The sequence below is a fragment of the Catenulispora sp. MAP12-49 genome, assembly GCF_041262705.1.
In the GTDB taxonomy this organism is placed as follows: Bacteria; Actinomycetota; Actinomycetes; order Streptomycetales; family Catenulisporaceae; genus Catenulispora.
Map to the genome: position 1 here is coordinate 300959 of NZ_JBGCCP010000002.1, position 12907 is coordinate 313865.

The 12907-nt window shown below is 71.6% G+C and carries 14 protein-coding genes; 4 read left to right on the forward strand and 10 right to left on the reverse strand.

Annotated elements, in window-relative coordinates; translation table 11 throughout:
• Positions 1-37 precede the first annotated feature (37 nt).
• Positions 38-724 carry a response regulator gene (locus ABIA35_RS05475; protein ID WP_370357073.1) on the reverse strand — a complete coding sequence of 229 codons (687 nt, stop codon included), beginning with the start codon at positions 722-724 and terminating at the stop codon, positions 38-40.
• Complete coding sequence (locus ABIA35_RS05480; RefSeq protein WP_370357074.1) at positions 721-1992, reverse strand: sensor histidine kinase; 1272 nt, start codon at positions 1990-1992, stop codon at positions 721-723. The genes ABIA35_RS05475 and ABIA35_RS05480 overlap by 4 nt, the downstream gene beginning before the upstream one ends.
• 142 nt (positions 1993-2134) lie before the next feature.
• On the opposite strand from ABIA35_RS05480, the gene ABIA35_RS05485 reads away from it, so the two are divergent.
• Both ABIA35_RS05485 and ABIA35_RS05490 read left to right on the forward strand, forming a co-directional pair.
• A complete protein-coding gene (locus ABIA35_RS05485; protein ID WP_370357075.1) occupies positions 2135-3097 on the forward strand; it encodes an ATP-binding cassette domain-containing protein in 963 nt (320 codons plus the stop codon).
• Positions 3094-3876, forward strand: a complete 783-nt coding sequence (locus ABIA35_RS05490; RefSeq protein WP_370357076.1) for a hypothetical protein — start codon at positions 3094-3096, stop codon at positions 3874-3876. Before ABIA35_RS05485 ends, ABIA35_RS05490 begins: the two co-directional genes overlap by 4 nt.
• A 47-nt stretch (positions 3877-3923) precedes the next feature.
• On the opposite strand, the gene ABIA35_RS05495 is transcribed toward ABIA35_RS05490, so the two are convergent.
• Positions 3924-4862 (reverse strand): polysaccharide deacetylase family protein, encoded by a 939-nt coding sequence (locus ABIA35_RS05495; RefSeq protein ID WP_370357077.1) that lies wholly within the window; start codon positions 4860-4862, stop codon positions 3924-3926.
• A gap of 201 nt (positions 4863-5063) precedes the next feature.
• Positions 5064-5726: a TetR family transcriptional regulator gene (locus tag ABIA35_RS05500; protein WP_370357078.1), complete on the reverse strand. Its 663-nt coding sequence runs from the start codon at positions 5724-5726 to the stop codon at positions 5064-5066.
• 162 nt (positions 5727-5888) lie between these two features.
• On the opposite strand from ABIA35_RS05500, the gene ABIA35_RS05505 reads away from it, so the two are divergent.
• Positions 5889-7103, forward strand: a complete 1215-nt coding sequence (locus ABIA35_RS05505) for an acyl-CoA dehydrogenase family protein (RefSeq protein WP_370357396.1) — start codon at positions 5889-5891, stop codon at positions 7101-7103.
• Between the two features lie 117 nt (positions 7104-7220).
• Positions 7221-8030: a class I SAM-dependent methyltransferase gene (locus tag ABIA35_RS05510; protein WP_370357079.1), complete on the forward strand. Its 810-nt coding sequence runs from the start codon at positions 7221-7223 to the stop codon at positions 8028-8030.
• Positions 8031-8044: 14 nt separating this feature from the next.
• On the opposite strand, the gene ABIA35_RS05515 is transcribed toward ABIA35_RS05510, so the two are convergent.
• The 6 genes from ABIA35_RS05515 to ABIA35_RS05540 form a co-directional block, all read right to left on the reverse strand.
• On the reverse strand, positions 8045-9106 hold the full coding sequence (locus tag ABIA35_RS05515; RefSeq protein ID WP_370357080.1) for a tyrosine-type recombinase/integrase: 1062 nt from the start codon (positions 9104-9106) through the stop codon (positions 8045-8047).
• Between the two features lie 208 nt (positions 9107-9314).
• The gene (locus ABIA35_RS05520; protein ID WP_370357081.1) at positions 9315-9920 is read right to left on the reverse strand and encodes a hypothetical protein; all 606 of its coding nucleotides are present in this window, start codon (positions 9918-9920) and stop codon (positions 9315-9317) included.
• Entirely contained in the window at positions 9917-10537 is a 621-nt protein-coding gene (locus ABIA35_RS05525) for a hypothetical protein (protein WP_370357082.1), read from the reverse strand. Before ABIA35_RS05525 ends, ABIA35_RS05520 begins: the two co-directional genes overlap by 4 nt.
• 42 nt (positions 10538-10579) lie before the next feature.
• Positions 10580-10978, reverse strand: coding sequence for a hypothetical protein (locus ABIA35_RS05530; protein ID WP_370357083.1), 399 nt, complete (start codon positions 10976-10978; stop codon positions 10580-10582).
• 47 nt (positions 10979-11025) lie between these two features.
• Positions 11026-12513: a hypothetical protein gene (locus tag ABIA35_RS05535; protein WP_370357084.1), complete on the reverse strand. Its 1488-nt coding sequence runs from the start codon at positions 12511-12513 to the stop codon at positions 11026-11028.
• Positions 12513-12788, reverse strand: coding sequence for a hypothetical protein (locus ABIA35_RS05540; protein ID WP_370357085.1), 276 nt, complete (start codon positions 12786-12788; stop codon positions 12513-12515). Before ABIA35_RS05540 ends, ABIA35_RS05535 begins: the two co-directional genes overlap by 1 nt.
• Positions 12789-12907 lie beyond the last annotated feature (119 nt).

The following is a 12907-nucleotide window of genomic DNA, read 5'->3' on the forward strand; positions in this document are numbered from 1 at the left end:
CGACACCAGCGCCCCACGATCTCAAGCCCCCGCCCGGCTACGCCAGCCCGGCCCGGAACGCCTGGATCACCAACTGCACCCGGTCGCGCGCGCCGAGCTTGGCCAGCAGATGGCTGATGTGGGTCTTGACCGTGCCGGTGGACACGCTCAGACGCTCGGCGATCTCGGTGTTGGTGAGCCCGGCGGCGATGAGCGTCAGGACCTCTAACTCGCGCGCAGTGAGCAGCCCCCGCAGCCGAGCCTGAGCCGGCGCCACAGCAGAGTCGGCCATGCCAGAGTCGGCCACAGCAGCCTGCGACTGCCGCGCGAACGCCTGGATCAGCCGCCGCGTCGCCGTCGGCGCCAACAGCGCCTCCCCACTGGCGACCACCTCGATCGCGGCCAGCAGCCCCTCCGGCGGCGTGTCCTTCAACAGGAACCCGCTGGCGCCGGCCCGCAGCGCCCCGAACACGTAGTCGTCCAGATCGAACGTGGTCAGGATCAGCACCCGCGACGGACCGGCCGCCGTGATCAGACGCGTCGCCTCCAGCCCGTCCATGCCGGGCATCCGCACGTCCATCAGCACCACGTCCGGGCACACGGCGCGCGCCGCGGCCACCGCCTGCGCGCCGTCGCAGGCCTGCGCGACGACCTCGAAGCCGTCGGCCATCGCCACGATCCCGGCGAAGCCGGCGCGGACCAGGGCCTGGTCGTCGGCGACCAGGACGGTGATCGGCGCGCTCATCCGGCCGGCCCGGCGACGGAGGAAGGCATGGAATGCTCGTCGAGGTGGGTCGCGACAGCGGCACCGGCATCAGAACCCTCGCCCGCGCGGCGCGGGCACGGCAGCACAGCCCGCACCCGCCAGCCGCCCCCGGGCAGCGGCCCGGCGGCCACCGTGCCGTCGTACAGCCCGACGCGTTCGCTGATCCCGGCCAGGCCGTGCCCGCCGCCGGGATGCGACCCGGGTGCCGGGCCGCCGCGGCCGGCGTCGGTGACCTCCACGACCAGCGCCGCGTCCTGATACTCCAGCAGCACCCGCGCTGCGCGGGTGTGGGCGTGCTTCACCACGTTCGTCAGCGCCTCCTGCGCGATCCGGTACGCCGCCAGCTCGATCCCGTCGGGCAGCTGCCGCACCGTGCCCGATGTCCGCAGCCGCACCGTCACCCCGGCCTCGGCGCAGGTGGCGGCAAGCCTGGGCACGTCGGCCAGGCGCGGCGCCGGGGCCAGCGCTGCGGCCTCCCCGCCGTCGCGCAGCACCGTCAGCATCCCCCGCATCTCCACCATCGCCTCGTGGCTGATCTGCTGGATCGCCGCCAGCGCCGCCCCGACGGCCGCCGGGTCGCGGCCGATCGCGAACCGGCCGTAGCCGGCCTGCACGTTCACCACGCTCATGCTGTGCGCCAGCACGTCGTGCAGCTCCCGGGCCAGCCGCACCCGTTCCCGGTCCAGCTCGGCGCGCGCCGCGGCGTCCTGCTGTTCACGCAGCCGGGCCCCGATGTCGCGGTAGCGGGCCACGCCGACGCCCAGGGCCCAGGCGATGAGCAGCGCCAGGCTGGTCAGGACGAGGTTGGTCAGGGGGCGTCGGAGACCGACGGTGGTCGCGGAGTCCCCGATGAGGAACAGCACCAGCGCCGCGGCGGCGATCGGCAGCGGTTCGGTGACGGCCACGGAGTACAGCAGCACCGTGCCGATCAGCTCGAAGGACGCCAGGCCCCGGGTCGCCAGCGGCCAGGCCGTCGCGAGCAGCACCAGCCAGGTGCCCAGCACCACGGCCGCGGAGGCCAGCGGCCAACGGCGGCGCACACCCAGGGCGGCGCCGGAGAGCACCACCCCGGCGAGCACGGGCAGCAGCTGCCCGTTGCCGGGCACGCGGTAGCCGTCGGCGGCCCAGTCGTGGCGTTGCCAGTTCTCCAGGTTCTGGTAGATGGTCAGTGCGGTCAGTGCGGCGGCGGACACGATGTCGAACACCACCCAGGCCCGCTGTCCGGGTACTGATGGCTGGGTTCGCATACCTGAAGGCTAGCCAGCCTGCGATCACCGGTCATCTGCCCCGGGGTCTATGACCACGGTCATAGCCGGGCCGGGTGCGCGGCGGTGATGTCCGCCCGCGGTCTGAAGACCGCAGCGGGGTGTGCTGGGCAGCCTTGGCGCCATGACGATCGAAGTCTGCGAACTCACGAAACGCTTCGGCGGCATGGTGGCCGTCGACCGCCTGTCGTTCACGGTGCGCCCGGGACGGGTCACCGGGTTCCTGGGGCCCAACGGCGCCGGGAAGTCCACGACGATGCGGATGATCCTGGGCCTGGACGCCCCCGACGCCGGCACGGCGCTGGTCGACGGCCGCGCCTACACCGAACTGCGGTATCCGCTCACCGAGGTCGGGGCGCTGCTGGACGCCACCGCGGTGCATCCGGCGCGGTCGGCGGCGGCGCACCTGCGGGTGCTGGCCGCCAGCAACGGCATCGGCACGTCCCGGGTCGGGGAGGTCCTGGCCCGCACCGGCCTGACCGAGGTGGCGCGCCAACGCGTCGGCGGGTTCTCCCTGGGCATGAAGCAGCGCCTGGGCTTGGCGGCGGCGCTGCTGGGGGATCCGCCGGTGCTGATGCTGGACGAACCGGTCAACGGCCTGGACCCCGAAGGCGTGCACTGGATCCGGGGCCTGCTGAAGGAGCTGGCTGCTGAAGGACGCACGGTGTTCGTGTCCTCGCATCTGCTCACCGAGATGGCGCTGACCGCCGACCACCTGGTCGTCATCGGCCGGGGCCATCTGGTCGCCGAGAGCGGCGCCGCCGACTTCGTGGCCGCCCACTCCCGCACCGACGTGCTGGTGCGCACCTCCGATCCGGAACGGCTCACCACGGCGCTGCTGGCGGCGGCGACCCCGGACACGCCGGTCGGCCTCACCCGCGAGCCGGACGGCGCGCTGGCCGTCACCGGCCTGCCCGGCGCCGCCATCGGCGACGTCGCCGCGGCACACGGCATCGGCGTGCACGAACTCACCGCGCGGCGTGCCTCGCTGGAGGAGGCGTATCTGCGCGCCACCGAAGACTTCGTCGACTTCTACGACCACGGCACCGACGGCGCCAACAGCAGCACCGAGGAGACCCCCGCATGATCGCCGCCCCCACCACCGGCCGCGCCCTGCACGCCGAATGGATCAAGATCAGCACGTTGCGCTCGACCTGGCTGACAGCGCTGCTCGCCATCGCCGCAGCGCTGACGTTCGCGCTGCTCGGCTACCACAACACCGCCCACCGCTGGCCGACCTGGACCGCGTCCGAACGCGCCGCCTACGACCCGGTCCGCGCCGGCTACGGCGGCTCCGTCGACCTGGCGGTCCTGGCCCTGGGCACCCTGGGCGTGCTCGCCGCCGCCGGCGAATACGGCACCAGCCTGATCCGCGCCACCTTCACCGCCACCCTGCGGCGCGCCCACGTGGTCACCGCGAAAATCCTCATCGTCGGCGGATTCAGCCTGGCCCTGGGCCAGGCCACCGCCTTCACCATCTTCGAGGCCGGCCAGCACCTCATCGCGAGCACCGGCGCCCAGGTGAGGCTGTCCCAGCCGCACGTGGCGCGCGCCGTCCTCGCCGCCGGGCTGTACCTGGCAGCCTCGGCGCTGATCGGGCTGGGACTGGGGTTCGTGATCCGCCGCACCGCCGGGGCGCTGGCGGCGTTCTTCGGCCTGTACTTCATCGGGCAGCTGCTGCTGGGCGCGATCTCCGACACCGCCTCGAAGGCCTCCCTGGAGGCGGTGTTCGGCAGCATCTGCAGCGTGCGGCCCAGGGCCGGGAAGATCGTGCCGTCGGTGCCGGCCGGGTTCGCGATCCTGGCCGCCTATGTACTGCTCAGTTGTGGCGCCGCGTACGTCGCGGTGCGGCGACGCGACGCCTGACCCTCTGGTTGGCAATCCCGGCTGCGCGGGTCTAAAGGCTGTACAGATTAGGGCTGCACGAAGTGGTAGCCGGCCTCCAGCAGCTGCGGCAGGAAACGCTGCAGCGCCGCGACCGTCTGGGAGCGGTCGCCGCCGCCGTCGTGCTCCAGGATGATCGAGCCGGTGTGGGTGTGGCCCATGACGGTCTGCACGATGTGGTCGGTGCCCGGACGCGACCAGTCGCGCGGGTCCACCGACCAGTCCAGCGGCCGCAGGCCCATCTTGGCGCAGACCGAGAACACCGTCGGGGACCAGTTGCCGCCGGGGGCGCGGAACAGCGTCGGCTGGCGCGCGCCGCCGCGGGTGATGGCGTCGTTGGTGCGCTCTATCTCGGCGGTCACCTGGGCCTCGGTCATCTTCCCCATGTTGGGGTGGGTCCAGGTGTGGTTGGCCACCAGGTGTCCGGCGGCGCTGACCTCGGCGACCAGCGAGGCGTGCTTGTCGGCGCTCTGGCCGATCATGCAGAACGTCGCCTGGATCTTGTACTGCGCCAGCAGGGCCAGCACCTGCGGGGTGTACTTGCTGGAGGGGCCGTCGTCGATGGTCAGGGCTATCGCCTTGTCGCCCTCGTGGACGTAGAACTGGGGGCTGCCCGCCGCCGGCGGCGGGTCGGATCCGGTCGCGCCGGGCGGGGGAGAGTTGTCCGGCGGCGCGGCGGTGTTGGTATGTGAGTCGCCCGGCGCGGTGGAGGTTTCGGAGGCACCGCTGGAGGGGCTCTGCCCGGGGAACGGCGCGCCGGTCGTCGGCCGCGACCGCGGATCCGGCGTGGGCGTCGGCGTCGTGGTGGCAAGGGCCTGCCCGAGCGGGATTTGTTTACCGTTGGAGGCGCAGCCGCCGAGCAACATCACTCCGCCGACGCCCAACAGCAGCCGGCGGGACAGACCGCTGCCGCGCCGCAGCGCCGCGTCGCGGGGGAACTCTTGAGACTCAGGACCCGAAACGTTCACGCCAATGGGACGCGCCGGGCGCGTGCCGGGTTGAGTTCTGTGAAGACTTTCTGAAGAAAACTTTCGCAAAGGAGCAATCGACGGCCGTTTCCTTGCGATGCGTGGCCGTATATGCACGTACTGTCATCGCGGCGCGCGCTGTTTGCTGTGCCGAGCGCGGGCAGGGCGTGGGCGGAACATAGGCGGAGCGTGCGCAGAAGTTCACGCGCGGGCGTAGGCGCCGTCGATGAGGTCCGCGAGGTGCCGGGTGAGGTCTTCGCGGCCGAAGGGCTGCTCGTCGAGCCACCAGTCGCCGGCGGCCTGCACCATGCCGACGATGCCGTGGGCCCAGGCCTGGGCGCGCGGCCACTGGTCCTCGGGCAGTCCGAGCTCGGCGGCGATGCCGGTGGCCAGGGCGTCGCCCAGGCGGCGCTGGAACATCGCCACGCGGTCGCGGACCTCCGGCTCCTCGGCCTGGCCGCGGTGCACCAGGAACCGGTAGAGCGCGGGGTTGCCCTCGACCAGGCGCAGCCAGGAGTCGATCGCGGCCTCGGTGCGCTCCCGGCGGGTGGCCGGGCGGGTGAGGGCTTCGCGCAGCCGGTCCAGGAGGGTCTCGATGTGGCGGTCGGCCAGGGCGACGTACAGGCCGGCCTTGTCGCCGAAGTGCCGGTACAGGATGGGCTTGGTGATGCCGGCCTCGGTGGCGATGGCGTTCATCGACGCCGAGGGGCCGTCGCGCAGGACCACGCGCTCGGCGGCGTCGAGCAGCTCGGTGCGGGTGCGGGGGCCGCGCCGGCGCGCCTGAGGGCGGCCCGGCGGTGCCGGTACAGCCGGTGCCGCCGGGGATGCCGGGGATGCCGGGGATGCCTGTGCCTGGTTCGCCATCAGGTCCCTTCCGTGCCTTCCTGGAGTGTGGCAGCCATCTTGACAGAAGTTACCGCCGGTAACACACTAGCGGCGACCGAGGTTACTTGTCGGTAGCGCCATCCCGGATTTCAGATCCCAGACCTGAATCGAACCCAGACCCGAAGGACAGTGAACGAGACGATGACCGGGTTCTCCCTGGAACTGACCGAGGACCAGATCGAGCTGCGGGACTGGATCCACGGATTCGCCGCCGACGTCATCCGGCCCGCGGCCGCCGAATGGGACGAGCGGGAGGAGACGCCCTGGCCGATCCTGCAGGAAGCGGCCAAGGCCGGCCTGTACTCCCTCGACTTCTACGCCAACCAGTGGTTCGACGAGTCCGGCCTCGGCATCCCGATCGCCATGGAGGAGATGTTCTGGGGCGACGCCGGCATCGGCCTGGCCCTGTCCGGCACCGGCCTGGCGGCGGTGTCGGTGGTGTCCAACGGCACCCCGGAGCAGGTCGGCGAGTGGGTCCCGCAGATGTTCGGCACCCCCGACGACGTCAAGCTCGGCGCGTTCTGCTCCTCCGAGCCCGACGCCGGCTCCGACGTCGGCGCCATGCGCACCCGCGCCGTGTACGACCAGGCCAAGGACGAGTGGGTCCTGAACGGCACCAAGACCTGGGCCACCAACGGCGGCATCGCCAACGTCCACGTGGTCGTCGCCACCGTCGATGCGGACCTGGGCACCCGCGGCCACGCCTCGTTCATCATCCCGCCGAACACTCCCGGCATGAGCCAGGGCCAGAAGTTCAAGAAGCACGGCATCCGCGCCTCCCACACCGCCGAGGTCGTCCTGGACGACGTCCGCATCCCCGGCTCCTGCCTGCTCGGCGGCAAGGAGAAGCTCGACGCCCGCCTGGCCCGGGCCCGCGAGGGCAAATCCAGCCGCGGCAACGCCTCCATGGCCACCTTCGAGGCCTCCCGCCCGGCCGTCGGCGCCATGGCCGTGGGCATCGCCCGCGCCGCCTACGAGTACTCCCTGGACTACGCCAAGACCCGCGTGCAGTTCGGCAAGCCGATCGTGGAGAACCAGGCCATCGCCTTCAAGCTCGCCGACATGAAAACCTCCGTCGACGCCTCCCGCCTGCTGGTGTGGCGCGCAGCCTGGATGGCCCGCACCGGCAAGACCTTCGAGTCGGCCGAGGGCTCGATGTCCAAGCTGTTCGCCTCCGAAACCTGCAAGAAGGTCACCGCCGAAGCCATCCAGATCCTCGGCGGCAACGGCTTCACCCGCGAGTACCCGGTGGAGCGCATGCACCGCGACTCGGCGATCTACACCATCTTCGAGGGCACCAGCGAGATCCAGCGGCTGGTCATCGCCCGGACCATCTCCGGGGCGGCGATCCGCTAGGCGCGCAGGCTCTACCTACGACAGAGGGCTCTCTTGGCAGGCACCACGCCTGCGAGGGAGCCCTCTGCGACGGATATCCCGTGGCCCCCGTCCACACTGAGCCCGAATAATCCACGGATGGACACCACTGGGGCACCGGACCTGCACCCGCACATCGCCGCCTTCTATGACGAACACTACGAAGAAGCCGAACGCCTCCGTATCACCGCGTTCGGCCGGCTGGAGCGCGAACGCACCAAGGAGCTGCTGCTGCGTGAGCTTCCGCCGGCGCCCGCGCGGATCCTGGACGTCGGCGGAGGGCCGGGCATCTACGCGGCATGGCTGGCCTCGCTCGGCCACCAGGTGACGCTCATCGACCCCGTCGCCCGACACCTCGAACAGGCCGCCGAATACGCCACGTTCACCGTCGAGGCCGGTGATGCCCGAACCCTCAGCGCCCCGGACGCCTCGGTCGAGGCGGTCCTGATGCTCGGCCCGCTTTACCACCTGCCGGATCCGGCCGACCGCGCGCAGGCCCTGCGCGAGGCGAAGCGCGTCGCCAAGCCCGGCGGGCTGATCGCCGCGGCCTTCATCTCCCGGTACTCACCGCTGCTGGACCTGGCCAGCAAGCTGCGCATCAACGACGACGCCATGGTCGACCTGCTCAGGCCCCTGCGCCACAACGGCGCCAACGACTTCGAGAACGGATTCACCGTCGCCTACTTCCACACCGTCGAGGAGATCCGCCAGGACTTCCACGCCGCAGGCCTGGCCGACCCCACGATCCGCGGAATCGAAGGACCGCTGTTCCCCCTGCTGTCGTCCGGACTGGTCGAAGACAACCCGGACTACTTCGAAGCCGCGCTGCGCACAGCCCGCCTCGCCGAGGACCACCCGGACCTGCTGCCGGCAAGCGCCCACCTGCTCGCGGTGACCCGCAGGACCTGAACCCGAACCACGCCCTACTGCGCCAACGGAGAACGCTGCAAAGCCTCCGCCGCAGCCGTCGCCGACGGATCCAAATACACCGACGTCGTCCCCACGTCCGAATGCCCCAGGATGTCCGCGACCGTGCCCACGTCGGCGCCGGCCTGCCGCAGCAGCACTGTGGCCGCGGTGTGGCGCAGGCCGTGCGGCGTCACCGCGCGCCGCAGCTCCACCGGCATCTGCTTCACCCGGCGCTCCACCATCCGCTGCACGTCGCGTGCCGTCATCCGGCGGCCGCGGATCGTCACCACCAGGGCGCGCGAGGCGTCGGCCCGGTCGGGCTCGGCGTCGCCGGACGGGGGAGCGGGCCTCTCATGCTGCTGATACTCCTGCAGCAGGCCCACCAGGGTGGCCGACATCGGCACGTCGCGGCTGCGGCCGCCCTTGCCGCTGCGGATCCGCAGCACCGGCATGCCGGTGAGCTCGTGGTGGCGGACGTCGTCCAGGTTCGCCGCGCACAGCTCCGCCACGCGCGGGCCGGTCTCGGTGAGCAGGCGCAGGATCACCTCGTCGCGGAACGTCAGGCGCTGGTCGGCCCGCAGCTCCTTCGTCGAGGCCGCCACCGCCGGGGTCTCCTGCAGCGCTTGGGCCTGCTCCACGGTCAGGCCCAAGCGCGCGCCGACGGCCCGGGTGGGGACGCGGACGCGGGAGACGTGGGGCATGGGGTCGGCGCGGACGTAGCCCTGTTCGGCGGCCCAGGAGAACAGGCCGCGTACGGCGGCGGTCCAGCGGGCGCGGGCTTGCAGGCCGCGTCCCGGGGCGGGTTCGCCGCCGGGGCCTGATTTGCGGGTGCGGGTGTAGCGGCGGTCAGGGGCGTTGGCGATGCGGACCAGGGCGTATTCGACGTCTTCGGCTTCGACGTCGTCCAGCGGTTTGTCCAGGCCCAGCAGCGTGGCGGCCTCGGTGAGGTCCCTGACGTAGGCGTCGCGGGTGGCCGGGGACATCGCCCCGGTGGCCACGCGCAGGTGCAGGGTGTCGCGGTAGCGGTGGACGGCTTCGGCGACGCTGATCGGGGTGAACGGTTTCGGGGCGGCCACTTGACCTATCGAAGCAGACGGCGGGGACAAGGGGACGGCGGCGGGCTGGAAGTCACCGGGCCGCGGGGACATCGGCGGGATGTCCGCTGGTGGGAGGTGTTGTGGTGCCGCGCCGGCCGGGGGACAGCCGGCGCGGCACCACAACGGTTTCACAAAGCCCTGCAGGTGGTGGACCTGACCTGCGGCTACTGGCTACTGGACCTTGCGGCTACTGGATCTGCATCCGCTGCGCCAGCTGGTCGGCGAGCTGGTCCAGCTCGTCGGTGAACACCCCCGCCGCCCAGGTCACGTTCATCACGACCAGGCAGTCGAAGTCCCGCGGCCGCACGATGAACACCGAGTTCTTCAGGATGCCGGCGTCGACGTCGTCCTTGTCCTTGGGGTCGGCCAGGATCTGGAACCGCAGCCTGGCGGCCGGGCCGATCGGCAGCTCCCCGTACACCACCTCCGGCGGGTCGGTGGCGCCGCCGATCGGGGAAGCGAACCACTGCACGACCTCGGTCAGCGCCGGGATCTGCGGCATGCCCTGGCTGGGCACGTAGTCGCGGACCTCGATGCGGCCGGACTCGCCGGTACGCGGGTAGGGCGCGAACATGATCGCCAGTGTCGCGCCGCGTTCGGCGGAGTCGGCGGTGGCCTCGACGAGGGCCTCGGCGAAGGAGGCGATCTCCTCGGGGTAGGCCTGGCCGTCCATGCGGGAATGCGCGACCGACTCGGCCCAGCCGCGCAGGTCCCCCTCGACGCCCAGGGGCAGCGCGATGCCGTCGTTGGGCATCGGCAGGACGACGTGGCGTCCCCGCACCGTGGCGGTCATCGCACCCACCTCAGCGTCGAGGCGATCGACTCGAACAGGCCGTCCAGGGCCTCGGTGAGCTCGATCATCGGCGTGGAGAACGACAGCAGCAGGAACGCCCCGGAGCCGGGCACCTGGAACTGGATGTCCAGGTGCGCCACCGGCCGGGTGTTCCCGGCCTGCTCGGCGGGGTTCGGCGCCTCCTGCCACTTGCGGCGAAGCGCGGGACCGGCCGGGAAGTCCATCATCCGCACGTTCTCGCCGGCGGCGGCGTACTGCATCGCCAGGTCCGACAGCGGCGGCGGGGCGCTGTCGCCGCGCGGCGGCACGAACGTCACCACCAGCGAGCCCGGCAGCGGCATGTTCGCCAGCCGCATCAGCGACAGGTACAGCTCCAGTCCGCCGTTGGCCTTGGCGGCGGCGGCCTGCGCGCGCAGCATGTCCCGCATCTGCGCCTTCAGGTGCGGGGCGTTGTCCACGCCCCGGAACTCCTTGTCGACGACGCGGGCGATGACCGGTTCCCACAGGTCGGAGTCCAGGATGATCCGCTCCCAGCCCTCGGGGGTGGCGATGCGGTAGTCCCGCGGTGGCGGCGCCTGCGCCTCCTGCGGGACCGGTATTGCGGCGTCCTGGGTCACGTGAATTCTCTCTTTTCCTTGGGGCCGGGCGCGTGGTGCGGCTCAGGGGAGCCGGCGGCCGCCGGGGTTGCGGCGCTGCTGGTCGCGTGCGGCCTTCTTCTGCTGTTCGGCCATCTCGGCGAGCTCGTCGAGCTTGGCCCGCTCGTCCTTGGTGGGCCGGGAATACCGGGGGGCGTCGAACGCGGGCTTCTCGGGCCCTGCGACGCCGGGGTGGCGGTGCGCGGCCTGAGCCTTGTCAGGCTCGTCGGCGCGCGGTTCGCGACCCAGCAGGTCGGTGTGGCATGCCAGCACCGCCTCGGCCAGGCCGGCACCGTATTCGGTGCCGGCCAGCCGGTGCAGCCCGTCCCAGGTGAAGCCGGCCTTCTTCAGGGCCCGCTTCTGGAAGAACGACATGGCTTCCAGTACGCGGACGACGTCTTCGGGCGGCATTGGCGTATCCATGGCTTGATCCTAGGTGTGCTGGTGCAGGGCGGTGCAGTGCGGTGCGGTCAGCCGGCGGCGGCGTCCGCGGTCTCCGGCGGGGCCAGCGGGTGCCACTCCCACATCTTGTCCTCGGAGGTGAGGATCTTGTTGCCGTGGAACAGGTTCGGCCCCATGAAGCCCGGCTCCCAGGACTTGAAGTTCTCCGGGATCTGCAGGTTCGCCAGGCCCAGGCCCAGCGGGAAGGTGGCGTTGGACCAGCCGGCCAGCCCGAACTTCCAGCCGGCGCCGCTGGCCAGGTTCGGCCCGAGCCCGCTCATGCCCGGGAAGCTCCAGTCGACGTTGCCGCCCTTGAGCTTGGAGAAGGCCTCGCCGACGTCCTTGAACGGGCCGGTGCCCAGGCCCTCGCCGAAGTTCTTCATCCCGATCTTGAAGATCGAGCTGGTGCCGTTCTTCAGCTGCAGGATGTCCTTGGCGCCCATGTCCAGGCCCTTGACGCCGTCCAGGGCCTCGGTGATGCCCTTGCCGCCGGCGCGGGCGGCGTTGAACAGCTCCATGCCGCGCGAGGCCTTGGCCATGTTGCCGATGGCCCGGCCGGCGCCGCAGGACAGCAGGCCGACCACGTCGATGGCGACGTCGAACCAGTTGCCCTTGCCGTCCAGGGCGGAGATGGTGTCGCAGACCAGTGCGACCGCACCGGCCACCAAGGCGATCGCCCCCAGCACCTCGCCGAGGACCGGCACCCAGGCCAGGGCCAGGGCCAGGATCCCGGCCACGCCGGCGATGGCGCCGGCGATGTGGCCGATGTCGGCGATGACGGTGGCCCAGTCGATGTCCCACCAGTGGTGGGCCGGGTCCTTCAGGCCGTCGGAGTTGATGAAGTCGTTGATGGCCCCGGCGACGGCCTTGCCCTGGCTGTCGCGGATGTCGATGGCGTGCTGGATGTCCGCGCCGGCCTTGGCCACCAGAGCGTCGGCGGCGGCCTTGTCGTTGTGCGCCTTCTGCTCCGCCGGCGTCATGCCGTTGCTGCCCGGGGTGTTGGTGGGGTCCGGGTGCGGGTTCGGCGGAGTCGGGGCGGCGCCGGGCGCGGGGGAGGGCAGGGCGTTGGCCTGCGCGGTGTGGATCTGCCGCTGCGCGGACTGGGAGTCGGCGTCGGCGGCCCGGCCGCGATTGAGCGCGTCCTGCGCCTTGACCTGCGCCAGCTCGATGGTGGAGGCCCACTCGGTGCCCGAGCGCCAGGAGACCTCGTCGTGCGGGCCGGAGGGCCGAACGTTGGTGCCCAGGGCGTCGGCGGCCTCGTTGTACCGGCCGAAGGCCTTGGCCAGCAGGTCCGCGGTGTCCCCGACCTGCTTGGCGAACGCGCGCCCGGAGTCGGAGTCGTCGAAGCCCTGGTCGCTGACCAGGTTCTTCAGGTTCGCGGCCTGCTGCTGGATGGCGGTCGCGGTGTCGCGGAACCGCTTGCCCAGGGCGGCGATCTGGTACGGGTCGCCGGGGATCAGGTCGCCCTGGGTGACCACGGCGCCCTGCCAGTCGAAGCTGCTCCAGTCGCGTGACATCAGCCCTTGGCCCCCTGGCTCGAGGAGCTGAACGCCTTCTCGATGGCCTGGGCCAGGTGCCCGTCCAGGCCGTCCCAGGCGTCGGCGCACTCGGTGGCCGTCTTGGCCAGCGTGTCCAGGCTCTTGGTCAGCGTGTCACGCTTCTTCGACCAGTCCGAGGCGAAGTTGCCCAAGGCACCGGCGACGTCACCGGACCCCATCTCGCCGCTGGCCGCACCGGTGATGTCCGTCGAGTGGTTGAACTCGTCGCGCAGCCGGCCCAGTTGCCCCCCCATATCGCGAAGCGTCCCGGTGTTGATTTTTATGTGATCAGCCATGGTTGTGGCGCGTCCCTCCCGTGAAAAGCCCGTCAACCGCGCCACGAGCGTAGCCAACCCGGAACGGGCTCGTCACG

Excerpts from the sequence above, each read along its gene's own strand:
- ABIA35_RS05490 (WP_370357076.1), top strand. The coding sequence starts at position 3,094 with ATGATCGCCGCCCCCACCACCGGCCGCGCCCTGCACGCCGAATGGATC.
- ABIA35_RS05485 (WP_370357075.1), top strand. The coding sequence starts at position 2,135 with ATGACGATCGAAGTCTGCGAACTCACGAAACGCTTCGGCGGCATGGTG.
- ABIA35_RS05510 (WP_370357079.1), top strand. The coding sequence starts at position 7,221 with ATGGACACCACTGGGGCACCGGACCTGCACCCGCACATCGCCGCCTTC.
- ABIA35_RS05505 (WP_370357396.1), top strand. The coding sequence starts at position 5,889 with ATGACCGGGTTCTCCCTGGAACTGACCGAGGACCAGATCGAGCTGCGG.
- ABIA35_RS05530 (WP_370357083.1), bottom strand. The coding sequence starts at position 10,978 with ATGGATACGCCAATGCCGCCCGAAGACGTCGTCCGCGTACTGGAAGCC.
- ABIA35_RS05475 (WP_370357073.1), bottom strand. The coding sequence starts at position 724 with ATGAGCGCGCCGATCACCGTCCTGGTCGCCGACGACCAGGCCCTGGTC.
- ABIA35_RS05535 (WP_370357084.1), bottom strand. The coding sequence starts at position 12,513 with ATGTCACGCGACTGGAGCAGCTTCGACTGGCAGGGCGCCGTGGTCACC.
- ABIA35_RS05540 (WP_370357085.1), bottom strand. The coding sequence starts at position 12,788 with ATGGGGGGGCAACTGGGCCGGCTGCGCGACGAGTTCAACCACTCGACG.
- ABIA35_RS05500 (WP_370357078.1), bottom strand. The coding sequence starts at position 5,726 with ATGGCGAACCAGGCACAGGCATCCCCGGCATCCCCGGCATCCCCGGCG.
- ABIA35_RS05520 (WP_370357081.1), bottom strand. The coding sequence starts at position 9,920 with ATGACCGCCACGGTGCGGGGACGCCACGTCGTCCTGCCGATGCCCAAC.
- ABIA35_RS05480 (WP_370357074.1), bottom strand. The coding sequence starts at position 1,992 with ATGCGAACCCAGCCATCAGTACCCGGACAGCGGGCCTGGGTGGTGTTC.